The 25,302-nt window shown below is 63.7% G+C and carries 29 protein-coding genes and 1 tRNA gene; 16 read left to right on the top strand and 14 right to left on the bottom strand.

Annotated elements, in window-relative coordinates; translation table 11 throughout:
* Position 1: 1 nt before the first annotated feature.
* The 7 genes from AAIH46_RS12965 to AAIH46_RS12935 all read right to left on the bottom strand — a co-directional run bounded on the left by AAIH46_RS12965 (position 2) and on the right by AAIH46_RS12935 (position 5,427).
* Entirely contained in the window at positions 2–541 is a 540-nt protein-coding gene (locus tag AAIH46_RS12965) for a TIGR02281 family clan AA aspartic protease (protein WP_430306281.1), read from the bottom strand.
* A gap of 125 nt (positions 542–666) precedes the next feature.
* Complete coding sequence (gene upp, locus AAIH46_RS12960; RefSeq protein ID WP_430306280.1) at positions 667–1,296, bottom strand: uracil phosphoribosyltransferase; 630 nt, start codon at positions 1,294–1,296, stop codon at positions 667–669.
* 77 nt (positions 1,297–1,373) lie between these two features.
* A complete protein-coding gene (locus tag AAIH46_RS12955; RefSeq protein WP_430306279.1) occupies positions 1,374–2,372 on the bottom strand; it encodes an adenosine deaminase in 999 nt (332 codons plus the stop codon).
* Entirely contained in the window at positions 2,369–3,589 is a 1,221-nt protein-coding gene (locus tag AAIH46_RS12950; RefSeq protein ID WP_430306278.1) for a phosphopentomutase, read from the bottom strand. Before AAIH46_RS12950 ends, AAIH46_RS12955 begins: the two co-directional genes overlap by 4 nt.
* A gap of 100 nt (positions 3,590–3,689) precedes the next feature.
* Positions 3,690–4,298, bottom strand: coding sequence for a TadE/TadG family type IV pilus assembly protein (locus tag AAIH46_RS12945; protein WP_430306277.1), 609 nt, complete (start codon positions 4,296–4,298; stop codon positions 3,690–3,692).
* Positions 4,298–4,930, bottom strand: a complete 633-nt coding sequence (locus AAIH46_RS12940) for a TadE/TadG family type IV pilus assembly protein (protein ID WP_430306276.1) — start codon at positions 4,928–4,930, stop codon at positions 4,298–4,300. The genes AAIH46_RS12945 and AAIH46_RS12940 overlap by 1 nt, the downstream gene beginning before the upstream one ends.
* 116 nt (positions 4,931–5,046) lie before the next feature.
* Positions 5,047–5,427 carry a pilus assembly protein N-terminal domain-containing protein gene (locus AAIH46_RS12935; protein ID WP_430306563.1) on the bottom strand — a complete coding sequence of 127 codons (381 nt, stop codon included), beginning with the start codon at positions 5,425–5,427 and terminating at the stop codon, positions 5,047–5,049.
* Between the two features lie 424 nt (positions 5,428–5,851).
* On the opposite strand from AAIH46_RS12935, the gene AAIH46_RS12930 reads away from it, so the two are divergent.
* The 9 genes from AAIH46_RS12930 (at position 5,852) to AAIH46_RS12890 (ending at position 14,618) form a co-directional block, all read left to right on the top strand.
* On the top strand, positions 5,852–6,034 hold the full coding sequence (locus tag AAIH46_RS12930) for a Flp family type IVb pilin (protein WP_430306274.1): 183 nt from the start codon (positions 5,852–5,854) through the stop codon (positions 6,032–6,034).
* A 57-nt stretch (positions 6,035–6,091) separates the two neighbouring features.
* Complete coding sequence (locus AAIH46_RS12925; RefSeq protein ID WP_430306273.1) at positions 6,092–6,601, top strand: A24 family peptidase; 510 nt, start codon at positions 6,092–6,094, stop codon at positions 6,599–6,601.
* Positions 6,602–6,731: 130 nt separating this feature from the next.
* Entirely contained in the window at positions 6,732–7,544 is an 813-nt protein-coding gene (gene cpaB / locus AAIH46_RS12920; protein ID WP_430306271.1) for a Flp pilus assembly protein CpaB, read from the top strand.
* Between the two features lie 15 nt (positions 7,545–7,559).
* Positions 7,560–9,125, top strand: a complete 1,566-nt coding sequence (locus AAIH46_RS12915) for a type II and III secretion system protein family protein (protein ID WP_430306270.1) — start codon at positions 7,560–7,562, stop codon at positions 9,123–9,125.
* A gap of 14 nt (positions 9,126–9,139) precedes the next feature.
* A complete protein-coding gene (locus tag AAIH46_RS12910; RefSeq protein ID WP_430306269.1) occupies positions 9,140–9,790 on the top strand; it encodes a CpaD family pilus assembly protein in 651 nt (216 codons plus the stop codon).
* Between the two features lie 16 nt (positions 9,791–9,806).
* The gene (locus tag AAIH46_RS12905) at positions 9,807–11,090 is read left to right on the top strand and encodes an AAA family ATPase (RefSeq protein ID WP_430306268.1); all 1,284 of its coding nucleotides are present in this window, start codon (positions 9,807–9,809) and stop codon (positions 11,088–11,090) included.
* A 29-nt stretch (positions 11,091–11,119) separates the two neighbouring features.
* Positions 11,120–12,604, top strand: coding sequence for a CpaF family protein (locus AAIH46_RS12900; RefSeq protein WP_430306267.1), 1,485 nt, complete (start codon positions 11,120–11,122; stop codon positions 12,602–12,604).
* An 18-nt stretch (positions 12,605–12,622) separates the two neighbouring features.
* The gene (locus AAIH46_RS12895) at positions 12,623–13,627 is read left to right on the top strand and encodes a type II secretion system F family protein (RefSeq protein WP_430306266.1); all 1,005 of its coding nucleotides are present in this window, start codon (positions 12,623–12,625) and stop codon (positions 13,625–13,627) included.
* A gap of 10 nt (positions 13,628–13,637) precedes the next feature.
* Positions 13,638–14,618 (top strand): type II secretion system F family protein, encoded by a 981-nt coding sequence (locus tag AAIH46_RS12890; RefSeq protein ID WP_430306265.1) that lies wholly within the window; start codon positions 13,638–13,640, stop codon positions 14,616–14,618.
* Between the two features lie 37 nt (positions 14,619–14,655).
* Here AAIH46_RS12890 and AAIH46_RS12885 read toward each other — a convergent pair whose 3' ends face one another.
* Positions 14,656–15,492 (bottom strand): tetratricopeptide repeat protein, encoded by an 837-nt coding sequence (locus tag AAIH46_RS12885; protein WP_430306264.1) that lies wholly within the window; start codon positions 15,490–15,492, stop codon positions 14,656–14,658.
* Between the two features lie 124 nt (positions 15,493–15,616).
* Between AAIH46_RS12885 and AAIH46_RS12880 the strand changes: the two genes are divergently transcribed.
* The 4 genes from AAIH46_RS12880 (at position 15,617) to AAIH46_RS12865 (ending at position 18,778) form a co-directional block, all read left to right on the top strand.
* Entirely contained in the window at positions 15,617–17,005 is a 1,389-nt protein-coding gene (locus tag AAIH46_RS12880; protein ID WP_430306263.1) for a leucyl aminopeptidase family protein, read from the top strand.
* Positions 17,006–17,067: 62 nt separating this feature from the next.
* On the top strand, positions 17,068–17,433 hold the full coding sequence (locus AAIH46_RS12875) for a MarR family winged helix-turn-helix transcriptional regulator (protein WP_430306262.1): 366 nt from the start codon (positions 17,068–17,070) through the stop codon (positions 17,431–17,433).
* Complete coding sequence (locus AAIH46_RS12870; protein WP_430306261.1) at positions 17,430–18,281, top strand: C40 family peptidase; 852 nt, start codon at positions 17,430–17,432, stop codon at positions 18,279–18,281. The genes AAIH46_RS12875 and AAIH46_RS12870 overlap by 4 nt, the downstream gene beginning before the upstream one ends.
* Positions 18,282–18,427: 146 nt before the next feature.
* Positions 18,428–18,778: a hypothetical protein gene (locus AAIH46_RS12865; RefSeq protein WP_430306259.1), complete on the top strand. Its 351-nt coding sequence runs from the start codon at positions 18,428–18,430 to the stop codon at positions 18,776–18,778.
* 86 nt (positions 18,779–18,864) lie between these two features.
* Here the strand turns inward: AAIH46_RS12865 and AAIH46_RS12860 are convergent.
* From AAIH46_RS12860 to AAIH46_RS12850, 3 genes are all read right to left on the bottom strand, one after another.
* A tRNA-Leu gene (locus AAIH46_RS12860) sits at positions 18,865–18,951 on the bottom strand.
* A gap of 117 nt (positions 18,952–19,068) precedes the next feature.
* Complete coding sequence (locus AAIH46_RS12855; protein WP_430306258.1) at positions 19,069–19,389, bottom strand: SelT/SelW/SelH family protein; 321 nt, start codon at positions 19,387–19,389, stop codon at positions 19,069–19,071.
* Complete coding sequence (locus tag AAIH46_RS12850) at positions 19,386–20,261, bottom strand: NAD(P)-dependent oxidoreductase (protein ID WP_430306257.1); 876 nt, start codon at positions 20,259–20,261, stop codon at positions 19,386–19,388. The genes AAIH46_RS12855 and AAIH46_RS12850 overlap by 4 nt, the downstream gene beginning before the upstream one ends.
* 302 nt (positions 20,262–20,563) lie before the next feature.
* Between AAIH46_RS12850 and AAIH46_RS12845 the strand changes: the two genes are divergently transcribed.
* Positions 20,564–21,283 (top strand): PRC-barrel domain-containing protein, encoded by a 720-nt coding sequence (locus AAIH46_RS12845; protein WP_430306256.1) that lies wholly within the window; start codon positions 20,564–20,566, stop codon positions 21,281–21,283.
* A gap of 60 nt (positions 21,284–21,343) precedes the next feature.
* Here the strand turns inward: AAIH46_RS12845 and AAIH46_RS12840 are convergent, their stop codons facing one another.
* The 3 genes from AAIH46_RS12840 to lepA all read right to left on the bottom strand — a co-directional run bounded on the left by AAIH46_RS12840 (position 21,344) and on the right by lepA (position 23,891).
* Complete coding sequence (locus AAIH46_RS12840; protein ID WP_430306254.1) at positions 21,344–21,550, bottom strand: CcdB family protein; 207 nt, start codon at positions 21,548–21,550, stop codon at positions 21,344–21,346.
* Positions 21,551–21,641: 91 nt separating this feature from the next.
* Positions 21,642–21,872 (bottom strand): type II toxin-antitoxin system CcdA family antitoxin, encoded by a 231-nt coding sequence (locus tag AAIH46_RS12835; RefSeq protein ID WP_430306253.1) that lies wholly within the window; start codon positions 21,870–21,872, stop codon positions 21,642–21,644.
* 198 nt (positions 21,873–22,070) lie between these two features.
* Complete coding sequence (lepA, locus tag AAIH46_RS12830; protein WP_430306251.1) at positions 22,071–23,891, bottom strand: translation elongation factor 4; 1,821 nt, start codon at positions 23,889–23,891, stop codon at positions 22,071–22,073.
* A 204-nt stretch (positions 23,892–24,095) separates the two neighbouring features.
* Between lepA and AAIH46_RS12825 the strand changes: the two genes are divergently transcribed.
* Together AAIH46_RS12825 and AAIH46_RS12820 are read left to right on the top strand one after the other, a co-directional pair.
* Positions 24,096–24,671, top strand: coding sequence for a helix-turn-helix domain-containing protein (locus AAIH46_RS12825; protein ID WP_430306249.1), 576 nt, complete (start codon positions 24,096–24,098; stop codon positions 24,669–24,671).
* 21 nt (positions 24,672–24,692) lie between these two features.
* Positions 24,693–25,226: an N-acetyltransferase family protein gene (locus AAIH46_RS12820; RefSeq protein ID WP_430306248.1), complete on the top strand. Its 534-nt coding sequence runs from the start codon at positions 24,693–24,695 to the stop codon at positions 25,224–25,226.
* The last annotated feature ends 76 nt before the right edge of the window (positions 25,227–25,302 follow it).

The raw sequence follows: 25,302 nt of genomic DNA, 5'->3' as shown, positions 1-25,302 counted from the left end.
GCTATTGCACCAGCCGCAGCGAACCGTTCTGCACCTGGAAAGACGATAGGCGCTTCAGGAAGCTCATGCCGATCAGGGTGCCCGAAAGCGCCTTGTCTTCCAGCACCACGGCGTCTACGTCGCGAATGCGGATGCCGGCAATCTCGACCCGTTCCAGCCGCACGGAAGCTGCCCTTGCGACGCCGTTCGCCGTGTTGACGCGGTAGCGGAAGTCGAGTGTGCCGGCGCTGAAGCCCAGCCGCCGCGCTGTGCTCTCGTTGATCGCCACGGACGTCGCGCCGGTGTCGACGAGGCCTTCCACGGATTTGCCGTTAAGGCGGAAGTCGGCGAGGAAGTGGCCGCGGCCGTCTGAAGCGAGAACGACGCTTCCGGGTGCGGAGGTTTTCGCGGTCGGACCGGGGTCGGAGGAAATTGACGTCTCCTGCACCGGCAGGTCGCCCGACGACCGGCTTTCCGCGGCGATCTCCGTCAGGCCGAACAGGTGCGGGATCTGCGAAGCAACTGCCGCAGCAACGAGGAACATCAGGAAAATTCGCAGCATGAGGGCGCTCCGGCGGGTCTGAGCCCACCATAGCGCCGGGGCCTGAACGAAAACGCCCGCGCGGGCCTTGCGCGGGCGCTTCCGTCGAACGTCGTTAACGGTCGCTTAGTCGGGCGGCCGACGCCTTACTTGGTACCGTACATCCGGTCGCCGGCGTCGCCGAGGCCGGGCATGATGTAGCCCTTCTCGTTGAGGTGGCTGTCGATCGCTGCGGTGAAGACGGGCACGTCCGGGTGCGCCTCGCAGAAGTTCTTGATGCCTTCCGGTGCGGCGAGAAGGCAGACGAAGCGGATGTTCTTTGCGCCGCGCTCCTTCAGCTTGTCGATCGCCGCGATCGAGGAATTGCCGGTGGCCAGCATCGGATCGACGACAATGATGAGCCGCTCGGACAGTGCGTCAGGCGCCTTGAAATAGTATTCGACCGCCTGCAGCGTTTCGTGATCCCGGTAGACGCCGACATGCGCGACGCGGGCCGCCGGAACAAGCTCCAGCATGCCTTCCAGGAGGCCGTTGCCGGCGCGCAAAATGGAGGCGAAGACGAGCTTCTTGCCTTCGAGGATCGGCGACTGCATCTCGGTGAGCGGCGTCTCGATCGTCTCCATGGTCAGCTCGAGGTCGCGTGTCACCTCATAGCAGAGAAGGGTGGAGATTTCCCGCAGCAGCCGGCGGAAGCTCGAGGTCGAGGTCTCCTTGCGACGCATGATGGTGAGTTTGTGCTGCACCAGCGGATGATCGATGACTGTGACGCCGTCCATGGGAAACTGCCTTCTTCTTTGCCTTCCCTACCTTCTTCAGGGAAAATTCGCCTCATCGCAACCCGCAACCGGTGCTTTCACGCATCATCCCCAGCCGCCTGGCGCCGATCCAGCCGAGACAGCAGTGCCGAGCGGGTGGTCTCGTCGACGAAGGCGGCCTCGAGGGCCGTGCGCGTCATTGCGTTGATCTGCGCATCGGAAAGACCGATGATCTCTGAGGCGATCTCGTACTCGCGCGCCAGCGAGGTGCTGAAGAAAGGCGGATCGTCCGAGTTGATGCAGACGCGCACGCCGGCCTCGATCAACTGGCGCAAGGGGTGGCTCTCGAAGTCGGGAAAGACGTCGAGGGCGATGTTGGAGCCGGGACAGACCTCCAGCACGACACCGGTCTCCACCAGCCGCTGGACGAGAGCCGGATCCTCGATTGCCCGCACCCCGTGGCCGATGCGCGACGGGCGCACCAGGTCCAGCGCGTCGGCAACGCTGAAGGCGCCGCACACCTCGCCCGCATGGATTGTCAGGCCGAGCCCGGCATCGCGGGCGATATCGAAGGCGGGCGCATAATCGGCAACTCGCCCCATCCGCTCCTCGCCGGCCATGTTGAAGCCGGTGACGAGCGAATTTCCACAGCGTGCGGCGTAGCGCGCCGCGCCGATGACGCTATCGGGCCCAAAATGCCGCTCTCCGGTGACGATGATGCGCGTCTCGATGCCGGTCTTTTCGCGCGCGGCGTGGATGCCATCGGTGATGCCGGCAAGATAGCCGTCGGCACCGACGCCGATGCGGTCGCCGTGATCGGGCGAGACGATGATCTCGCTGTAGATCGTGCCGATCCCCGCAAGTTCGCTCAGGTAGCTTTCCGTCAGCAGCGCGTAATCATCCGGCGTCCGGAAGAGTGAAGCGACCTTGTCGTAGCAGGCGATGAACTCGGCGAAGTCGCGCCAGACATAGCCGCCGTCGGCGATGAAGGACGAGGTGTCCACGCCGTACTTGAGGGCCTGCCGATGGCTGAGCGCCGGTGGAGCGGCCCCTTCGATATGGCAGTGGATTTCCGTCTTGAGGAAGCGATGTGTCACAGGAAGCTCCGTCCATGCTTGCCGCGAGCAATGCGGAGATGCGCGGCGACTGTTTCGCCGATGTCGGCATAGCTGTCGCGGACGCCGATGCTGCGCGGCGCAATGCCCGGCCCGTACCCCATGATCGGTACGCGCTCGCGCGTGTGGTCCGTGCCGCGCCAGGTCGGATCGCAGCCATGGTCGGCGGTGAGCAGCATCAGGTCGCCGGGCTGCATCTTGCGATGCACCTCGGCAAGCCGTCGGTCGAACGTCTCAAGCGCCGCCGCATAGCCCGGCACGTCGCGCCGGTGGCCATAGAGCATGTCGAAATCGACGAAGTTGGTGAACACCAGGTCGCCGTCGCCGGCGTCGTCGAGCACTGACAGCGTGGCATCCATCAGGGCATCGTTACCATTCGCCTTGATCACCCGCGAAACGCCCTGGTGCGCGAAGATATCGCCGATCTTGCCAACCGCGTGCACAGTGCGCCCAGCCTCGACCAGGCGGTCGAGAAGCGTGGCTTCGGGCGGCAGGACCGAAAAATCGCGACGGTTTCCGGTGCGCTGGAAGGTTGCGGCCGTTTCGCCGACGAACGGCCGGGCGATCACCCGGCCGATGTTCAGCGGGTCGATCAGTTGGCGGACGGTCTGGCAGAGCGCAATCAGCCGGTCGAGGCCGAAGTGCTGCTCGTGGGCGGCGATCTGAAAGACGGAATCGGTCGAGGTGTAGCAGATCGGCCTGCCGCTCCGGATGTGTTCCTCGCCGAGGCTGGCGATGATGTCGGTGCCGGATGCATGGCAGTTGCCGAGGATGCCGGGCAGATCCGCCTCCCTACAGATCGCCTCTATCAGGTCCGGCGGAAACGCATCGCCCTCACTCGGAAAGTAGCCCCAGTCGAACATCACAGGCGTGCCGGCAATTTCCCAATGGCCGGACGGTGTGTCCTTGCCTTTCGAGACTTCGCTTGCCGCACCGTGGAGGCCGAACACGCGTTCTGGTACGGGCATTCCGGCGGGATATTCGCCGCAGGCCATCTGTGCCGCATGCACAAGGCCGAGCGCCGACATGTTGGGCAGCTTTAACGGGCCGCTTCTGAGACCGGCCCGGTCGGCCGCTCCCGCCGCACAAAACTGCGCGATATGGCCGAGCGTGTTGGCACCGAGGTCGTCATAGCGCGCCGCATCGCGGGCACCGCCGATGCCGAAGGAATCGAGTACGAAGAGAAAGGCGCGTGCCATCGATCACCCAGAGTGAGAAAGCTGCTATCCGCAGCATGAAAAGCCGAACGCTGAGCCGCTTCTCATATAGGCCACTTGCCTGCTTGGCAAAGGCTTCGCCTCAACAGTCGTTGCAGGCGACGGAGGATCCCCCCCGCTGGCGATAGAAATAGTTGCGGCTGATGGTGATCGACCGCGTTTCCGCCGATACGATGCCAGGAAGGAACATCAGCAGTTCATGCGGCACGGCAAGTTCCGAGCGGACGAGGAAAGAATCGTTCGCCTTCAGCTCTGCCGGCACATCGCTGACCACGGTGCCTGCAGGGTAGGGGCGGGCATTGCCCTGGTCCCAGGACCATGCGACCCGCGGTATGCCGTTGGCATCCACCTGGATGCCGGTGATCTTCAGGGAGATCTTGTCGGCACTGCTGTTGTAGGGGACGAAGATCGCCTTCGCCACATCCACCGTCGTCGCCAGGCTCGCCTTCGTCACGCTGCCCTGCTGGGTCACCAGATCGGCGATGGTGGCGGAGGCACGCGTCACGCGCTTGGAGACGCTGATGCCGATGGTCAGCTCGAAGCAGGTGATGTAGAGCGAGATCAGGATCGGCGCCAGGATGGCAAACTCGACGCCGCCCATGCCGCGGCGATCGTCAAGCATCCGGCGAAAGGCCAGCATTGCCCCGCGATGCGAAGGCTTCGGCGGCGGGGGGAGCGGAGCCTTCGCCATCACGGATAATCCTCGTTCTGGAAGGCGGCGGTGCCGATGATCAGGAAGTCGCTCGGTAGCGATCCGTTGTTCGGGCGGATGTTGGTGATGTACGGCCGAACAAGATCGGTGATGATCTGCCAGCGGTAGTAGGCGCGCACCATGTTGATCGTCTTCGGGCCGCCGGGTGCGTATTTGAACGAGGCCGGGTTGAGATCGGCGTATGTGTCGGTCGACATCCGCGGGATAGTGGTCGGGATCTGCGCGAAGGTAGCGAAGGAACGGACGTCCAGGTAGAGCAGTTTCGGGGTCGTCAGTTCCTGCTCGGAGCAGCGAATGAGGATCGACACCTCGTCGCAGAAGATCTTGCGGAACTGCGGCTCGGTCTTATCGGTCGTCCTTCCCAGCGCGTAGGTGATCTGACCGGTTCGCAGCTGGCGGGACAGAGTCTCGACCGCGTTCGAGACGAGCTGTTCGGCGGTGAACGCGACGAAGGTCTCGATGATCGCGAAGATGATCATGAAATAGGGGATCGCCAGGATGGCGAACTCGATCGCCGCTGCGCCGTCCGGCGAACGCCAGATCCGTCGCCATGCTGCGTGCCTGGCAACGCCGTCGGGCTTCGGGGCAAGATGGTGCTCATCCACGCGCATCGTTGGGCCGGTTCTCCTTGAAGATCCGGACGCTAGGCCGATTGTATTGAGAATCCGTTTCCGGGGTCGTTACATTCGCACCTGTATGGCACAGTTTGGCATGTGAACCGGACTTGTCAGTTGCCGGCCGGAGCGCCACGGGTTTGAGCGTGCTGCTCGCAATTCGGCGTGCACGACAGCACCGTCCTGTCCGTCTGGCGGAACACGCGAACGGTATTTCCCTCGTCGATGGAAACGACGATGCGCTCGTCGGCGATCGCGTTTCCGTCCGCATCCAGAAGCACGAGATTGGTCGTCCCGAAACTGCGGCCGGTCAGCACGATTGTCATCGGGTCGGCGACCGTCGCGTCGGCGACTTCCGAATTTCCGACGATCACCTTGCTGACGGGACGGTCCAGGCGCAGTACGCGGGCCTGGTTCATGTAGACGCGCAGCAGATCACCGCCGGCTTCGTTCGCGTGAGCGATCCCGGAAAGGAGCAAGGTCGCGACCGCCATCAGGCGCGCAAGCAAGGTCCAGGGCATGGGTGATCAACCTTCCAGCAGGGGTGTTCTGAAACAGAGCATGAAGCGGAATGGTGAATGAAGCCTTACCGTCCTGAAACTATTCATGTTTCCATTTTGGCACAGGCTTCACGGTTGCAAACTGTTCCATCCTGAGCGTCTCCGGCAGCCGCTGGTCATCGCGAAACCACTGCGAACCGGGCTACATTCAGATTTCCTCAGAAAGCGCGACGCATATCTTGCATTTGAATGGTCGGTGAGACTTCTCATTTACCTTGCAGTTCGTTGTCAGGGATTAACACTTTCGTAACCGGCTTTATTAAGTGGATGGAAATCGCCTCGCCGTACCTTGGGACCACCGAACAGCGGACAACAGTTGTCGGCCTTGCTGAAGTAGAACCCGGAGTAGGAGAGTAGAATGTCCAAGATTTTCGCACGTTTTATGAAAGATGAATCGGGTGCAACGGCCATCGAGTACGGTCTGATCGCTGCCCTGATTTCCGTTGCCCTGATCGCTGGCGCCACCACGCTCGGCAACAGCCTGAGCAGCACATTCAACAATATCTCTGGCAAGATGACGACGGCATCTACCAAGTACTAATGTCAGCCCATCGCTAAAGCCGCCGATCTGGCGGCTTTAGGCGCCTGAGGGACGAGCATGATCGCACATTTCTTGCCTCTCATGTTTCAGGCAGCTCTCTGCGCAGCCGCAGTCACCGATCTGCTGACGATGAAGATCCCGAACTGGATTTCCGTCCTGCTGGTGCTGCTGTTTTTCCCGGCCTGCTGGATCGTCGGCATGAGCCTGCCCGAGGTCGGTCTTTCGATCCTGGCAGGGCTAGCCGTCTTTGCCCTCTGCTTCGGCCTGTTTGCCGCCAACGTCATGGGTGGCGGCGATGCCAAGCTGCTGAGTGCTGCGGCGCTCTGGTTCGGCTACAACATCTCGCTCATTTCGTTCATGGTCACCGTCGCCTTCGCCGGCGGGATCCTGACGCTGGCCATCCTGGTGCTGCGCGCCAACGCCACGACGGTGATGGCCATCGGCCTGCGCCTGCCGCACTCTCTCGTGTCGGCCAAGAAGATCCCCTATGCCATCGCCATTGCCGCCGGCGGCATCCTCAGCTGGCCGCAGGCGCCGCTGCTTCGACTGGCGTCGCTCGCCCACTGACGCGGCAGGCAGCTGCTAAGACGAAGGCTTACCCGGCGATTAACCATACGGCTAAGCGTTGCATTAACCATAACTACACCATTTGCAGACCATTCTGCGCGGGAAATTGAGACTCCCCCGAGGAATGGTCATGAAACCCGCTCGCGTTATCATACTTGCTGTCGCCGTCGTCGCGGCGGGGCTTGCCGGCGTGCTGGCCATGCGCCTCAGCGGCGGGCAGACGGTGGTGCAGCAGGCCAAGGAAATCATCCGCCCCGAGCCAACCGTCAACGTCCTCGTCTCGGCGGAAAGCCTTCCCGTCGGAAGTCGTCTCACGGACAGTTCCATCCGCTGGACCGCGTGGCCGGAAGGCGGCGTGACGGAAGGCTTCATTACCGAAAAGGCGCGACCGGCGGCGATCGCTGAACTGACGGGCGCGGTCGTCCGTCTGCCGATGTTCGCCGGCGAGCCGGTGAGGGCGGAGAAGGTAGCGGACTCTTCCAATCGTATCATGTCGTCGCTGCTGCCGTCCGGCAAACGGGCCGTTGCCACCGAGATCTCGGTTGCCACCGGCGCCGGCGGCTTCGTCCTGCCCAACGATCGGGTCGACGTGATCATGGTGCGCAAGGAAGCTGAAGGTCGCTACCTTACCGAGACCGTCCTCAACAACATCCGCGTCCTGGCGATCGACCAGCATATCGAGGAGAAGGACGATGGCTCCAAGGCCGTCGTCGGAACGACGGCAACGCTTGAGCTGACGCCCGACCAGGCCAAGGTGATGGCCGTGGCGCAACAGATGGCCGACAGGCTGACGCTGTCGCTCCGGTCGATCTCCGATGCCCAGGAGCCGGACAACAAGGCGGCCGACTACCTGCTTGCAGGCGGCGACGGCAAGGCGGAGGTGCAGGTGATCAAATCCGGCGCCATCGTCACCGGCAACAGTGCCAAGCCGGCGCAGAATTAAGGACGGACAGGCAACGTGACCCACTGGATCGACAAACTTCGCGCCTCGGCAACGGCCAGCCTCTGCTTCTGCGTCGCCTTTACCGGCATGCCGCTTGCCACCGGCGGTCTCTGGACGTCCGCGGCCCATGCCGAGCAGCCGAGCCTGATCCGCATCGCCGATGCCGGCCGCGGCGTGCGTAAGCGCCTGCAGCTTGGCCTGAACAAGGCGCTGGTCGTGGATCTTCCTGCCGACGCCCACGACATCCTGGTCGCCGATCCGAGCGTTGCCGACGCCATCACCCGCACGTCGCGTCGAATCTATCTGTTCGGCAAGTCGGTCGGCCAGACGAACATCTTCATCTTCGGCCCCGGCGGCGAGGAAATCGTCAGCCTCGATCTCGAAGTCGAGCGCGATATCGTCGGCCTGCAGAGCAATCTGCGCCGGTTCCTGCCGGAATCCGACATCAAGGTTGAGATCATTTCCGACAACATCGTGCTGACCGGTTCGGTGCGCACGCCGCAGGATGCCGCACAGGCCGAGAAGCTGGCACGCGCCTTCCTGAAGGGCGGCGAGGCGACGACCCGTAACCAGACCGCCACCAGCAACAGCAGCGGTGACGGCGCCGTTGCCATCTATGCGGAAGACCGGCAGCAGTCGCAGATCGTCAACCTCCTGACGATCGAAGGCGAGGATCAGGTGACGCTCAAGGTCACCGTCGCGGAAGTCAGCCGGCAGGTCCTGAAGCAGCTTGGTTTCAACGGCACGATCTCGACGATCGGCAGCGCTGCCAGCGGCGGCATCTCGTTTGCCAATCCTGCCAATCTCGGCAACGCAATCGCCGTCGGCGGTCTCGGTCGGGCCGGCGGAACGATCGGCACCACCAGCCTTGCCACCTATGTCAACGCCATGGAACAGGCCGGCGTCATGCGCACGCTCGCCGAGCCCAGCCTGACGGCCATTTCCGGCCAGCAGGCAAAGTTCTACGTCGGCGGCCAGTACCGGCTGGCCGGCCAGCAGGAGGTTGCAGTCGACAATTCGAACAAGACGACCGTCTCCCGCACGGTGGATACCGTCGATTACGGCGTCGAGCTGAACTTCAAGCCGGTGGTCCTATCGGCCGGCCGCATCAGTCTCAACATCGAGACCAACGTCTCCGAGCCCACCTATGAGGGCTCGATCGCCACCGGTAACGGCACCTCCCCGTCCATTCCCGGCTCGACCTACCTGTCGATCCGCAAGCGCGAGGCATCGACCACCGTCGAACTGCCCTCCGGCGGTTCGATCGTCATCGCCGGTCTGGTGCAGGACAATGTCCGCCAGGCGATGTCGGGCCTTCCGGGCATCTCGAAGGTGCCGATCCTCGGCACGCTGTTCCGCAGCAAGGACTTCATCCGCAACGAGACCGAGATGGTCATCATCGCAACACCGTATCTGGTGCGCCCGGTGGCGCGCAGCGAGATCGCGCGTCCGGACGACAACTTCAATCCGGAGAACGACGGCGCGATGTATTTCCTCAACCGGGTCAACAAGCTGTACGGGCGCAAGGAACAGGCCACTGCCGGTCCATATCACGGCGCGGTCGGCTTCATCTACAAGTGAGAGGCACAAGGACAATGACGACGAAACCGCTGCAGGCGGCGCTTCTGGTGCTCTCCACGGCTCTGCTGGCGAGTTGCGCCAATCGTGACCTGACCACCGGATCCATCCCGCTCGATTACCGCGAGCGTCACCCGATCGTGCTGACGGAAGCGCAGAGCAATCTCGACCTTCCGGTCAGCCCCAACGATTCCCGCCTCACCATCGGCATGCGGGACACGATCAAGGGGTTTGCGCAGAAATTCGCCTCCTCCTCGGCCGGCCATGTACAGATCCAGGTGCCGAACGGTTCGCCCAACGGTCCGGCAGCACAGCACCTGTCGCGCGACATCCGCGCCACGCTGGTGACGGCCGGCATCCGTGCGCAGCGGATCGTGATGACCAGCTATGCCGCCGATGCGAGCGGCGATGCGGCGCCCATCCGCCTGTCCTACGTCGCAACCAAGGCTGTCACCTCCGCCTGCGGAGAGTGGCCGGAAGATCTGACCGACGACACCATCGCCAACCGCAACTGGTACAATTTCGGCTGCGCCTCGCAGAACAACCTTGCAGCACAGGTGGCCAATCCGACCGACCTCGTCGCACCGCGCGGCATGACTCCGATCGATGCAGCGCAGCGCTCCAACGTCATCAGCGACTATCGCGCAGCCAACAACAGCGACAACTAGCGGAGGCGCAGACACCATGAGTGCTGTCGAATACGAAATCCGCATGCAGGACGACCTTGCTCCGCCCGAGCCGTCACGGCCGAGCGACATGGAGAGCCTGCGGCCGCTGCCGCGCATTTCGGTGCACGCGTTCTGCGAAAGCGATGCACTGCACCGGGTGATGGAGCGTCTTGGCCAGGACCGCCGCATGTCGAAGGTGAACCTGCGCGTGACGAGCGGCGGCAGTGCTGCGGCCGCCAACATGTTCGCAACGGCCCCCACCCCCAACCTCATCATCCTCGAGACGGATGCGGCTCCCGGCGATCTTCTGCAGGATCTGGCACCCCTGGCCGCCGTCTGCGATGCCTCGACGCGGGTCATCCTGATCGGCCGGCACAACGACATCACGCTCTACCGCGAACTGATCCGCAACGGCATTTCCGAATATCTTGTCGCTCCGGTGAAGATGCCGGACCTGCTCGGCGCCATAGCAACGATTTTCGTCGATCCGGAAGCCGAGCCGCTCGGTCGTTCCATCGCCTTCATCGGCGCCAAGGGCGGCGTCGGGTCCTCGACGATCGCTCACAACTGCGCCTTCGGCATTTCCTCGCTGTTCTCGACCGAGACCATCCTTGCCGATCTCGATCTTGCCTACGGCACCGCCAACATCGATTTCGACCAGGATCCGGCGCAGGGCATGGCGGAAGCCGTCTATGCGCCCGACCGGCTGGACGAGGTGTTCCTCGACCGCCTGCTCACCAAATGCTCGGAACACCTGTCGCTGCTGGCCGCGCCTTCGCTGCTCGATCGCGCCTATGATTTCGAGAAGGGCGCTTTCCAGCCGGTCATCGACGTCCTGCAGCGCAGCGCACCAATTGCCGTTCTGGACGTGCCGCATGCCTGGTCGGAATGGACCCGCAGCGTGCTTTCCGAAGTCGACGAAGTGGTAATCACCGCGGTTCCTGACCTGGCCAACTTGCGTAATGCCAAGAACATGCTCGATGCGCTGCGGAAACTTCGCCCCAACGACCGCTCCCCGCACCTGATCCTCAACCAGGTCGGACTGCCGAAGCGACCGGAGATCGCCGTTTCTGACTTCGTCGAGCCGCTGGAGATCGAGCCGATCGCCATCATTCCCTTCGATGCGCCGCTGTTCGGCAGCGCTGCAAACAGCGGGCGGATGATTACCGAGATGGACGCCAAGTCGCCGACGGCCGAGACCTTCTCGCAAATTGCCCACATCGTTACCGGACGCACGTCCATCAAGAAAAACAGGAAGGGCGGCCTCGGCAAGGTGCTCGGCCTCCTGTCACGCAAGTAATCGCTGCTTCGCAGGAACTGGATCGCAGAATGTTCGGAAAACGGGGTAACGAGGGGTTTGGAAAGGCAGGCGCGGGGATCGCGCCTCCGCCGGCCGCAGCGGTGGCCGCCGTTGCCGCGTCGACAGGTCCCGAGATCCTCCAGGAGCCGAATGCGACCGCCCCCCGCCAGGCAGTCCCGGCGCCACCACTGGCTCCTCAGCCGGCTCCGGCACGTCGCCGCTCGCCGCGCAACGAGGGCTACTACGATACCAAGAGCCAGGTCTTCGCGGCGCTGATCGACACGATCGACCTGTCGCAGCTCTCCAAGCTCGATACCGACAGCGCGCGTGAAGAAATCCGCGACATCGTCAACGATATCATCACGATCAAGAATTTTGCGATGTCGATCGCCGAGCAGGAGGAACTGCTCGAGGACATCTGCAACGACGTATTGGGTTACGGTCCGCTGGAGCCGTTGCTGGCGCGCGACGACATCGCCGACATCATGGTCAACGGCGCCGGCCAGACATTCATCGAAGTCGGCGGCAAGACCATCGAGTCGGAGATCCGCTTCCGCGACAACCAGCAGCTCCTGTCGATCTGCCAGCGCATCGTCAGCCAGGTCGGCCGCCGCGTCGACGAGTCGAGCCCGATCTGCGACGCCCGCCTGCCGGACGGCTCGCGCGTCAACGTCATCGCGCCGCCGCTGTCGCTCGATGGCCCGGCCTTGACGATCCGCAAGTTCAAGAAGGACAAGCTGACCCTCGACCAGTTGGTCAGGTTCGGCTCGATCACGCCGGAAGGCGCGGTCCTGCTGCAGATCATCGGCCGCGTCCGTTGCAATGTTGTCATCTCCGGCGGCACCGGCTCGGGCAAGACCACGCTTCTCAACTGCCTGACCCGCTACATCGACGCGAACGAACGCATCATCACCTGCGAGGACACGGCGGAACTGCAACTGCAGCAGCCACATGTGGTGCGCCTTGAAACCCGCCCGCCGAACATCGAGGGCGAGGGCGAGATCACCATGCGCGACCTCGTCAAGAACTGCCTGCGCATGCGTCCGGAGCGGATCATCGTCGGCGAAGTGCGCGGACCGGAGGTCTTCGACCTGCTGCAGGCGATGAACACCGGCCACGACGGCTCGATGGGCACCATCCACGCCAACACGCCGCGCGAATGCCTGAGCCGTATGGAATCGATGATCGCCATGGGCGGCTTCACGCTCCCGGCAAAGACCGTGCGGGAGATCATTTCGGGTTCGGTCGACGTCATCGTCCAGGCCGCCCGTCTTCGCGACGGGACGCGCCGGATCACCCATGTGACGGAAGTCATCGGCATGGAGGGTGACGTGATCATCACCCAGGACCTGCTGCGCTATGAGATCGAAGGCGAAGACGCAGCCGGTAGGCTGGTCGGCCGCCATGTCTCGACCGGCATCGTCAAGCCGCATTTCTGGGATCGCGCACGTTACTATAACGAGGAACGACGGCTCGCCGCCGCTTTCGATCAGATGGAAGTCAAGACCAACTAGCGGTCGGAGGATCAGGGAATGGACATGACCGTCGTGGCGCTTGCCGTCCTCGTCGCGATCGCCGCGGCGTCGCTGGCCTACGGTCTGCTGTTCTCGCGGATCGAGGTGGAAAAGAAGACCGCCAGCCGCATGAACCGCGTCAGCTCAGCCGAGACCGACCGCGTCAAGGTCAAGGCAGCCCGCGATCGGGTTCAGGAAATGTCCAAGCGCCGCAAGTCCGTGCAGGACTCGCTGAAGGACCTGGAGCGCAAGCAGCAGGAGAACAACAAGAAGCTCGGCGACCGGAGCATCAAGGCGAAGCTTGTCCGATCCGGCCTGCCGCTGACGCCTGCTCGCTTCCACGTGTTCAGCGTCGTCTTCGGCATCTTCGCCTTTCTCTTCTGTCTGATGGCGGGGCTGCCGTTGCTGGGCGCAGTCGGCGTCGCCTTCGTTGGCGCGATCGGCCTGCCGCGCTGGTTCCTCGGCTTCCTCATCAAGCGCCGGCAGAACAAGTTTCTCGACGAAATGCCGAATGCTCTCGACGTCATGGTCCGCTCGATCCGCTCCGGACTTCCGCTCAGCGACGCAATGCGGCTGATCGCCAGTGACGGACAGGAGCCGGTGAAAAGCGAGTTCCGGCGGGTCGTGGATTCGCAGCAGGTCGGCATCAGCATCCCGGACGCCTGCGCCCGCATGATGATGACCATGCCGCTGCCGGAGGTGAATTTCTTCGCCATCGTCATCGCCGTTCAGAGCCAGGCGGGCGGCAACCTTTCCGAGGCGCTCAGCAACCTGTCGAAGGTGCTGCGCGAAAGGCGCAAGATGAAGGCCAAGGTCAGTGCCCTGTCGATGGAAGCCAAGGCCTCGGCTGCGATCATCGGCTCTCTGCCGTTCGTTGTCTCGCTGCTCGTCTACCTCACCTCTCCGCAGTACATCGGAGTGCTGTTCTCCGATCCGCGCGGCCACATCATCCTGCTGTTCTCCGGCGTCTGGATGTCGATCGGCATCTTCGTCATGCGCAACATGATCAACTTCGACGTCTGAGGATCAATCGATGTCATCGGAACTCGCCTCGCGCCTGACCGACCCGGCAACACTGCTCGCGCTGCTGGTGGCGGTGGCGGTGTTCGCCACCTTGTATTCGCTGGTCGTGCCGATGTTCGAGGGGAGGGACCTCGACAAGCGCATGCGGGCCGTCTCGACGGAGCGCGAGCAGATGCGCAACCGCGAGCGGGCCCGGATGAACGCCGAGGCCAGCCGCGGCTCTCTCCGGTCGCAGAACAACCAGCCGGTTCGCCAGATCGTCGAGCGCTTCAACCTGCGCAAGGCGCTTGTCGACGACAATACGGTCAACCGCTTGAAGGCGGCCGGCCTGCGCACCCAGAACGCCCTCAACGTCTTCCTCGTCTGCCGCTTCCTGCTGCCATTCCTGTTTCTGGCGGCTGCCGCCATCTGGATCTTCGGGCTCGGAAACCTCGCCTCGCGGCCGATGCCGATCCGGCTGCTGGCGACGATCGTTGCCGCCTATATCGGCTTCTATGCGCCGAACATCTACATCAGCAACCGTGTCGGCAAGCGTCAGGCATCGATCAAGCGCAACTGGCCGGACGCGCTCGACCTGATGCTGATCTGTGTCGAATCTGGTGTTTCGCTGGAGGCTGCGATGCGGCGGGTGGCAGAAGAAATGGCCCCGCAGTCGCCGGCGCTGGCAGAAGAGATGGTGCTGACCACGGCCGAGCTTTCCTTCCTGCCGGACCGTCGCGTGGCGCTCGAAAACCTTGCAATCCGCACCCAGCTCGACATCGTCAAGGCGGTGACGACGGCGCTCATCCAGGCGGAGCGCTATGGTACGCCGGTGTCCCAGGCGCTGCGCGTACTCGCCCAGGAAGGTCGCGACGAACGGATGAATGAAGCGGAGAAGAAGGCTTCGGCGCTGCCGCCGAAGCTCACGGTGCCGATGATCCTGTTTTTCCTGCCGGTGCTGATCGCGGTGATCCTCGGCCCGGCCGGCCTTCAGGTTGCCGATCGCTTCTGAAAGCGGATCAGCTGGCGGACAGTGCCGCCCGTCCGGATCAGTTGGTAGCCTGGCTCGGCTTGCGGTCCTTGTCGGACAGCTTGGCCCAGGCATTCTGTTGCGACAGCATCGAGCGCAGGTAGGTGACGTTGGCTTCCGACTGGCTTTCCGTCAGTTCGCGCCGGGCGATCTGCTCCGCCTCGGCAAACCGGCCCTGCAGGCCGACGACCAGTGCCAGGTTCTGGCGCACGCGACTGTCGGCAGTTGATTGCTCCGATGCCGAGCGCAGGTAGGTTTCGGCGGTCTTCAGGTCTCCCGACAGCACGTAGGACATGCCGAGATTGGACATGACGCTCGGCTCCTTCGGCTGGGTGTCGAGTGCCAGCCGGTATTTCTGACGTGCCTCGTCGGAGCGGCCCAGCTGGTCGAGCACGGCGCCTTCCGCGGAATAGAGCCGCCAGTCGGGGCGATCTGGTGTCTGTGCTCGGCCGATCGTCGCCAGCGCCTGCTCCAGCTGTCCGGCCGCGGCCTGTGCCTTGCCGTAGGCTGCCAGCACGTCGCGGTCGGTCGGATTGGCGATCGCCACCTGCTGCATGACCGCCAGCGCCTGCGTGTTCTTGCCGTTCATCCGCAGAATGTTGGCGTAGTTCAGCCCGGCCGTCCTGTCCTTCGGGTTGCGGTCGTAGGCGAGGCCCATGGACTTCTCGGCACCGGCGAGCTCGACTGCCGTCATCAAATCGACGGGTTTCGACAGCGAGGCGCTCGGAATGGAGCCGGTGGTCAGTCTGTCAGCCTTCTGGGTGGCGCAGGAGGGAAGCGTTGCGCAGGCAAGCGCGATGCAGGCGGCGATTTGCCATTGCCGACGCTTCGCGGATGTGGATTGTAATGCAGTCATCGTGGCTACTCGCGGTGCTTCGCGCGCTGTCCGCCGGTCGATCCTGGGGGTGGCGCTATCCAGGTCCAAGCAATAATCTGTTAACCCTAACAGTTCGTTAAGCATGCCCTTTGAAAGCTGATCCATGACCCCCTACCAGTTCATCGAAAGACCGTCCCCCTTCCGTCCATCCGCCGATGGAAAGCTCCTCGTTCACTGCCTGACACCGGCGGATCTCGAGGCGCAGAAACCTTCGCCGGAGGTGTGCGAATGGGCAAGGTCGGCCGGCTTCAAGGCCGATGCCGGGTCGCTTCTGCTGCTGCAGGGGTCGGATGGCAAGCTTTCGGGCGCGCTGTTCGGTCTTGGTGCGGAGCCGCAGGACCAGCCGTTCATCGCCGGCAAGCTCGCCCGGTCTCTGCCCGCCGGAACCTGGATGCTGTCGGGCGACGCGCTGCCGCCGGAGCGCCTGGTGCTCGGCTTTGGCCTCGGAGGCTACAGTTTCGACACCTACAAGACGGCGAAGCCGCTGGAGGCCTCTCTGGCGCTGCCGGACGGAGCCGACGCCGCTGCCTTCGAGCGCGGGCTGGCGGCCGTCTTCCTTGCCAGGGACCTCATCAATACGCCGACCAATGACATGGGGCCGCAGCGGCTGGAAGAAGTCTTCCGGGCGCTCGCCGCCCATTACGGCGCCGAAGCAACGTCGATCGTTGGCGAGGATCTGCTGGCGCAGAACTTTCCGCTGATCCACACGGTCGGTCGCGCCAGCGCCCAGGCGCCGCGTCTTCTCGACATGCGCTGGGGGCGCAAGGGCGCCCGCAAGGTGACGCTGGTCGGCAAGGGGGTCTGCTTCGACACTGGCGGGCTCGACATCAAGCCGGCGCCCTCGATGCTGCTGATGAAGAAGGACATGGGCGGTGCCGCCAATGTCCTGGGCCTGGCGCTGATGATCATGGATGCCGGCCTCGATGTGGAGTTGCGGGTACTGGTGCCGGCGGTCGAGAATTCGATTTCCGCCGATGCCTTCCGCCCGGGCGATATCTACCGCAGTCGCAAGGGCATCAGCGTGCAGATCGACAACACCGATGCCGAAGGCCGCCTGGTGCTCGCCGATGCGTTGGCCTATGCCGCGGAAGAGACGCCCGACCTGATGATCGACATGGCAACACTGACCGGTGCGGCGCGCGTCGCGCTGGGGCCGGAGGTGCCGCCCTTCTTTACCGACGACGAGGATCTGGCGCTGGCCCTGTCGAGGGCTAGCCAGGCGGAAGATGATCCGATCTGGCGCCTGCCGCTGTTCAAGGGCTACGAGAAAGACATCCGGTCGCGGGCAGCCGACATCACCAATGCCCCGGGCGGCGGCATGGCCGGGTCGATCACTGCCGCGCTGTTCCTCAAGCGGTTTGCCGGTGGCGCCGGGAGCTGGGTCCATTTCGACATCTTTGCGTGGTCGGCCACCGACAAGCCGCAGACCCCGGTCGGCGGCGAGGCGCAGGCAATCCGCGCGCTCTTCCGTCACATCGCCTCGCTTGCCTGACGAGGCTTGCCGACCGCCGCTTTCCGTCGGACAATGGTCCGGCGGAAGTTTCTGGAGTTCTCATGCCTGCTGATTTGACGGCTACCGAGGCGCTCGGCCTCTGGCACCGTGTCTCGGTGGGGCAGGTGCGTCAGGAAAGACCGGATCTCAGCCTCCGGCAGCTGGCGATCCTGCTGCAGATCTATCTCGTGCCGCCGCCGCACACGGTGCGCGGCCTGGCGGCGACGCTGGGGGTGACGAAGCCGGTGATCACCCGGGCGCTGGACAGCATGGGCGCCCTGCAACTGGTGGACCGGGCGCGGGACGAGAAGGACCGCCGCAACGTCGTCATCAAGCGGACGGTCGCCGGTGCACTCTATCTTGAAAACCTCGGAGACCTCATCCGTTCGGAGGCTCGCCGATCTGCCCCACAGGGAGGGCTTCCATGACCGAACACCTCGACCGCCGCCTCAACGCTTTCCGCGCGGACCTCGCCGACGAGAGACTGTCGGGCAAGGTTTCCGCCGATCGCTTCGCACCCGGCGCACCGGCGGCAATTTCGGTCGCCGTCGCGCAGCTGCGGCCTTACCCGGATCTGAAGCGTGGGATCGATACCCAGCTTCTGTTCGGCGAGCGCGTCCGCGTCTTCGATCGCCGCGATGGTTGGGCCTGGGTACAGGCCGACGAGGATGGCTATGTCGGTTATCTCCCGGAGACGGATCTTTCGCCTCCCGTCGAAGTGACACACTGGGTCGTCGTGCCGCGCACTTTCGTTTATCCGCAGGCCGAACTGCGCTCCGTCCCCTTGAGGGCCCTGTCGATGGGAAGCCGGATCGTCGTGATCGGTGAGGCGGAAACCCGTGGCACCCGCTATTTCCTGCTTGAGGACGGTGGTGCGGTGATCGCCGGCCATTGCCTGGCGCTTGGCGAGAAGCCTGATGAAGACTACGTGTCGATCGCCGAGCGCTTCATCGAGACACCCTATCTCTGGGGAGGCCGATCGGGCTTTGGCATCGACTGCTCCGGGCTGACGCAGCTGGCGATGATGATGGCCGGCCACAAGGCGCCTCGCGATTCCGACATGCAGGCGAGGTTCGGGTCAGAGATCGGGCGACAGGACCTTCGGCGCGGCGACATGGTTTTCTGGAAGGGCCATGTCGGCATCATGCAGGACGAGAAGACGATGCTGCACGCCAACGGCCATACGATGACGGTGGCGCGCGAGGATCTCAAGGCAGCGATCACCCGCATCGGCTGGCTCTACGACCAGCCGACCGGCTTCCGCAGGCCATTCTGACGACTCCCACTGGGATGTCGAACGTTGCGCCGTGCTGGATCACGCGATCGTTTGCCTGCGGTATGGATCATGGCTCGCACCGTACCCACATCCACATTTATGGACAGGCATCGGCCGCCACAGGAGCAAGCGAGATGAGGCAAGGGATGAAGACAGGGACGACGATCATGGGCGCCATGCTTCTGGCACTTGCCGTGAACGCGCCCGGCCTTGCTTCTGATCGTCCTCGCCAGCCCGGCTGGAGCGACCCCGCGCCCGCCTTCAAGGATCTCCCGGGCGTCCAGTCGGAACAGCAACGGCTGAGGCAGGCGCAGGCCGCCGAGCCAGACTGCACGACGGAGGTCGAGTATCGCCGCTGGCGCCGCGGATCGGCGTTCCCGGACTTTCCGGTGCAGGTGTATCGGTGCGAGCAGAACGGAGCCGTCTATACCGGCACGCAGCTGCCGGACCGTCCGTGGGTCCCCGGCCTCAATCCGCATTCTCTGCCGCGGGACTGAGCATCGGCCTGCAGGCAGAGAGAGACCTGCGCCAAACAAAAAAAGACCGGCAGAGCCGGTCTTTTTTTGTTTTAGTACAATGGAAATGGTGCCCAGAAGAGGACTCGAACCTCCACACCCTTTCGAGTACCAGCACCTGAAGCTGGCGCGTCTACCAATTCCGCCATCTGGGCGACGAGGAGCCATGTACTGGTCCCCGCTTCGCCTGTCAACGGAGTTTTTGAAGTTTCTGGGTCAGTGTCGAATTATGCCCGCAAGAGTGGGCCGATTGCTCGCAAGGCGCCCGTTGCTCAACCGGCGCTTTCAGATTTGTCTTTGATTTCGCTTGAAGATCGGTCGAGGTGGCCGAGGTCCCGCTGCGGATCGATTCGATCACGGATCCGCTGCTTCAGCTCCTTCGGCCCCGGAAACCCTGCATCCCGAACCCGTTCCCAGACAAGCTCGCCATCGGCGCGGATTTGAAAGATCCCGCCCGTCCCGGGGATGAGCGACACCTCTCCGAGGCTGTCGGAAAAGGTCTGCAGGAGCTCCTGCGCCATCCATGCGGATCGCAGCAGCCAGTTGCACTGGGTGCAGTACTCGATTGTGATGCGGGGCTTGCTGTCGGTCATGCGTTGTCCTTCCCTTGCGTCGCGATCCGCACCATCATGGCGAGATCCGCTTCTCCGTAACCTTTCGCCTCAACGGCTTCGAAGCTCTGCCGGGCGGCCTGCGTGGCTGGCAAGTCAAGCTGCAGAGCTTCTGCAAGTGCCTCTACAACCCGAGCATCCTTGACGACGCCGGACAGCGAAAAGCCGACCGTGTCGCTTTGCCCGAGAATGACCGGCAGGCGCGATCTCATCGCCGGGCTGGCGGCGGGGCTTCCCTCGAGGAAGGCGAGCATGGTCTCGCGCGTCAGGCCGGCTGCCTGGCCCAGCTGCAGGGCTTCCTTCAGCGTCTGCCAGATGCCGAGCAGCATCATGTTGTTGACGAGCTTCGCCGTTGCGCCGTCGCCGAGCGGACCGACGTGATGGATGCGGTCGGACAGCGCCTCCGCCACCGGCCGGAACCGCGCCACGTCGGTCTCGCTGCCGCCGATATAGAAGCCGGCGCGGCCGAGGCGAAGCAGATCGGGGCCGCCGGAGATGGGCGCGTCAATGGCGCTGCCACCTGCCGCGGCAAGGCCCGGCGCATGGTGTCGGATGATGTCCGGGCCGACCGTGCTGGTCTCGACGATCAGACGGTTGGCAAGGTCGTGGCCGGCGAGCGCCGTCAGAACGGCAGCGACCGCCTCTTCGTCCATCAGCGACAGGATGAGGATGTCGGCTTCCGCAGCCAGATAACCGAGATCAGCCGCCACGGCGATGCCCAGTGCGGTGCCTTCGGCCATTGTCAAACCGCGGCGGCTCCAGCCGGTCACCTGATATCCTTGGGATGCCAGCCGTTCGGCGATAGCGCTTCCCATCCGGCCAAGGCCAACGACGCCGATCCGCTCCCTGTGCATCGCCTTAGACACTCCTGCTATCATGGGGATTGTGCGCCGCAACTCTCCATGCGGCGGTTCTGTCGGGAGGCTACAGGCGCGGGCTGCGGCGATCAAGGTGCGGATCTCCGACCGGTGGCGCGGGATATGGTGCCCGAGGGATCCCTGGCGGCATCCGCGCTCCGGCTCAGGTCCGTCTTGCCGCCTGACAATTTTGTGTGTGTTTGTGGCCAGTGACTCACGGGAACGTTGGATGGCCGTCCGGAACAAGGCTCCGGGGCATGTGTTCTAGATCCAGTTCCAATCGAACAGGAGGACCATCCATGATCCGCAAACTGATCGCCGTACTGGCGCTTTCCACCGCACTGCCTTTCGCCGCCGTAGCCCAGACCACGACCGCTCCGGTCTCGCCGGATACCGGCCAGATGACCAACCAGAACAATGCCCAGGGCGGCATGGCCGACAGCCCGAGAACCGCTGAAAGCACGACCGCCGGCCCGTTCGTCACCGTGCCAGGCCAGGGCGCCTGGCGTGTCAGCGACCTGCAGGGCAAGGCCGTCTACGGAACCGACGGTGAAAGCATCGGTGACATCAGCGACGTGCTGATCAGCCAGGATGGCAGCGTCAACGCCGTGATCATTGGAGTCGGCGGCTTTCTCGGCATCGGCCAGAAGGATGTGGCCGTCGACATGAGCGCGCTGCAGCTCGGCCCGGGCATGACGCAGCAGGAGGCCGACCAGGCAGCAGCCTCGTCGGCAGCCGTTTCGGGCGAAACCACGGCTTCCACCAGCGGCAACACGGCAACCACGCCACCGGCCGGCGGTACCGCAGGCGACACCACGGCCGCGACCGGCATGGGCACGGCAACGCCGAACGCTACCGGCACGACGGGTGCAGCCGGCACCGAGACTGCGGCAAACCGCGATGCCAACAGTGCGGCCCGCATCGGCGACGACGGCCTGCCTGGCCAGATCGTCCTCAACGTGACGCGCGAGCAGTTGCAGCAGGCGCCGGCCTTCGAAGGCATGACGCCGGCACGCTGATCGCTTGTTCCACAAGTTCGATCCGCAACGCCCCGCAGGCTGACCTGTGGGGCGTTTGCGTCAGAAGCCCTGGAAGAGGAAATCGGTGGCGGCGGTGATGTCGTCGGCGCGGGCGGAAAGGTCGGCAATCGGCATTCCAATGTCTACTACTGGAACGGTGCCGATGAACTCCGTCAGCATGACATAGACAATGTCGTTGATCCTCATGCGCGGGTTGAGGCGGGGGACGAGCTGGGCAATATCATTAATAGGCACAATCGGCGCCATAACGCGCGTATGCAGCCGTCGAACAGCTTGCTCTGGAGGTCTATGGCAAGGCTATCGTTGTGCGGCAACCTATAGACTGTGAAACGCGCCATCAGAAGAGACGAAACTTGGCGAGCGGCAGCCCATACTTCTCCACATAGTCGTTTGCAGCCTGAATGGCCTCGGCATTTTCCAGCCGCCAGAGGCGTTCCTTCTCTGCTTTGACCGCTCGCATGATGCCGTCCTCGGCGGCCCCTGCGACATCGAGCTTCAGGTCGCGGGCTTCCGCCAGAAGCGCCTCGCTGAGTGGAAGCTCGACTGATTTGATGGCATTGACCGACATCGATGAACTCCGGCTGGAGCAGGATGATAGCACAGCCGCAGGTGGATGCCAGCCGGCGTATCGCCAAGCGCCTCCGCAGTCCGCACTTCAGCCGGAGGTGAGGGTTGCCGACGCCATCGAGTGTACGTCAGCCAATAGCCGCGGCTGCCGGGACGCTCGCCGATATCTGAGGGCGAGCGGCAAGCGCTAGCCCAGCCCTTACTCGTCGCTCATCTTCAGCGCGGCAATGAAGGCTTCCTGCGGGATTTCCACCTTGCCGAACTGGCGCATGCGCTTCTTGCCGGCCTTCTGCTTGTCGAGCAGCTTGCGCTTGCGGCTGGCGTCGCCGCCGTAGCACTTGGCGGTCACGTCCTTGCGCATCGCGGAGATCGTTTCGCGGGCGATCACGTTGCCGCCGATCGCCGCCTGGATCGGGATCTTGAACATGTGCCGCGGAATGAGATCCTTAAGCTTTTCGCACATGTCGCGGCCACGCTTTTCGGCGGCCGACCGGTGGACCAGCATCGACAGCGCGTCGACGGGCTCGCCGTTCACCATGATCGACATCTTCACCAGATTGCCTTCGCGGTAGGCGTCAAGGTGATAGTCGAACGAAGCGTAACCCTTGGAGATCGACTTCAGCCGATCGTAGAAATCGAACACCACTTCGTTGAGCGGCAGTTCGTAGGTCAGCATGGCGCGCTTGCCCACGTAGGTGAGCTCCGTCTGCACGCCGCGGCGGTCCTGGCAAAGCTTGAGGATGCCTCCGAGATAGTCGTCCGGCGTCAGGATCGTCGCCTTGATCCACGGCTCCTGGATTGCCGAAATGCGCACGACGTCAGGCATGTCGGCCGGGTTGTGCAGCTCGCGCTCGGTGCCGTCGGTCATCGACAGCTTGTAGACGACGGATGGTGCGGTGGCGATCAGATCGAGGTCGAACTCGCGTTCCAGGCGCTCCTGGATGATTTCGAGATGCAGCAGGCCGAGGAAGCCGCAGCGGAAGCCGAAGCCGAGTGCCGCGGAGCTTTCCATTTCGAAAGAGAAGGACGCGTCGTTGAGGCGCAACTTGCCCATCGCCGAGCGCAGATCTTCGAAATCCGCAGCGTCAACAGGGAAGAGGCCGCAGAACACCACGGGCTGCGCCGGCTTGAAGCCCGGCAGCATGTTGGCGGTCGGGCGCTTGTCCTCGGTGATGGTGTCACCGACGCGGGTATCAGCAACTTCCTTGATCGAACCGGTGAAGAATCCGATTTCGCCTGGGCCGAGGCTGTCGACGGCGAGCATTTTCGGCGTCAGAACGCCGACGCGCTCGACGTTGTATTTAGCGTCGGTGCCCATCATGCGGATGACCTGGCCCTTCGTCAGCACGCCGTCGAGCACGCGCACCAGAACCATGACGCCGAGATAGGTGTCGTACCAGCTGTCGACCAGCAGCGCCTTCAGCGGGCCTTTCTCGCCGGCCTCGCTCTTCGGCGGCGGCAGCTTGTGGACGATCGCTTCCAGCACGTCGGGAATGCCGAGACCGGTCTTGGCCGAGATCAGGACCGCCTCGGAGGCATCGATGCCGATGACCTCTTCGATCTGTTCCTTGATGCGCTCCGGCTCGGCGGCCGGAAGGTCGACCTTGTTGAGAACCGTGACGATCTCGTGATTGTTGTCGATCGCCTGGTAGACGTTGGCGAGTGTCTGCGCTTCGACCCCTTGCGAGGCGTCGACGACCAGCAGCGAACCCTCGCAGGCCGACAGCGAACGCGACACCTCATAGGCGAAGTCGACGTGGCCGGGCGTGTCGATCAGGTTGAGGATATAGGTTTCGCCATTGTTGGCCTTGTAGTGCAGGCGCACTGTCTGGGCCTTGATGGTGATGCCGCGCTCGCGCTCGATATCCATCGAATCCAGCACCTGCTCGGACATGTCGCGCTCGGCCAGCCCTCCGGTCGTCTGGATCAGACGGTCAGCCAGCGTCGACTTGCCGTGGTCGATATGCGCGACGATGGAGAAATTGCGGATGTGGTCGAGGGGCGTGCGATCGGTGCTCATGGCTTGCGCGTATAGCAGCGAGCCGATTTCCCGACTAGCGGTAAATTCGATTCAAATGCCAGAATTCCCGAGCAGGACGTTGATTTTCGGGGGTGGCAGAGGCGGAAATCGCGCCGTTCGAGAGCGCATTCTCACCGGCGCCGTCCTAGGGGTTCCAGCATATGATCTGTTGACTCCACTATAAGAGAACGCCATGATCCAGCCATGGACGATATCGGTCAGGCTTTTGAAGGCATGGTGGGCGAACGGCTAAAGTCTCTGCGGATCCGGCAGAACTACACGCTCGACCAGCTTGCGATGGCGTCCGCTGTCAGCCGCGCCATGATTTCACGGATCGAGCGCGGCGAGGCCAGTCCGACTGCAGCGCTGCTGGCGAGGCTTTGCGAGGCGCTGGGCCTGTCGCTCTCCGCCTTTTTCGCGCCCGATGAACCGGACCGCTCGCCGCTGGTCCGCCGCTCCGCCCAGCATCTGTGGCGCGATCCGATCACCGGATACCTGCGCCGCTCGGTATCGCCGCCGGGCGTATCGTCGCGGGTGGACATCGTCGAGGTCGAGTTTCCCGCGGGTGCCCGCGTGGCCTTCCCGCCCCGAGAGGGCAGCCGCTCGATGACGCAGCACATCTGGTTGTTCGAAGGCGCCCTGGAGATGGTCATGCCCGCGCAGACATACCGGCTGCAGCCGGGGGACTGCCTGTTCATGGATATCGGCGACGCCTTCGAATTCCACAACCCGACAGACCAACCCGCCCGCTATGCGGTTATCCTCGACCGCGGCCGCTGAACCGAGAGAAAAGCTGGAAACATGAGCGCGACCGCTTCCCCCGTCATTCGCATTCTCACTGCCGAGGAGGCAGCCCGTGTCATCGACGATCTCTGCGAGGTGCTGTCGGATGGTGTCAACGGCGGCGCGTCGCTCGGCTTCATGCTGCCGTTCTCGCCGGCGGATGCCCGGAACTACTGGCAAGGCGTCGTTGATAGCGTCGCGGCCGGCCAGACTGTTCTGGTGGTGAGCGAAATCGATGGCAGAGTGGTCGGAACCGTACAGGTCGCGTTTGCCTCGCGCCCAAATCAGCCACATCGCGGAGACCTCATGAAGCTGATCGTCCACCGTTCGGTGCGCGGGCGAGGTCTTTCGCGATTGTTGCTACAAGCGGTGGAGGCGGAGAGCGCCCGTCGCGGTCGCAGCCTCCTCGTCCTCGACACTGCAACGGGAAGTGAGGCGGAGGCCATCTATCCGCGGTTCGGCTGGCAGCGGGTCGGTGTCATTCCGGACTATGCCCTCTGGCCGCAGGGCGGCTTCTGCGGGACAACCCTGTTCTACAAGCGGATCGCCTGATCGTCGCTGCCTTCTCTAACGGGCAGGGAACATCCGTCGCCACCCGTTGGTTCGGTCACGACACCAGCAGACGAAG

The organism is Rhizobium sp. 0TCS1.26 (genome assembly GCF_050455525.1).
Taxonomy (GTDB): domain Bacteria; phylum Pseudomonadota; class Alphaproteobacteria; order Rhizobiales; family Rhizobiaceae; genus Neorhizobium.
The sequence above is the reverse complement of the archived record's forward strand: the minus strand, read 5'-3'. Positions and strand labels throughout refer to the sequence as shown.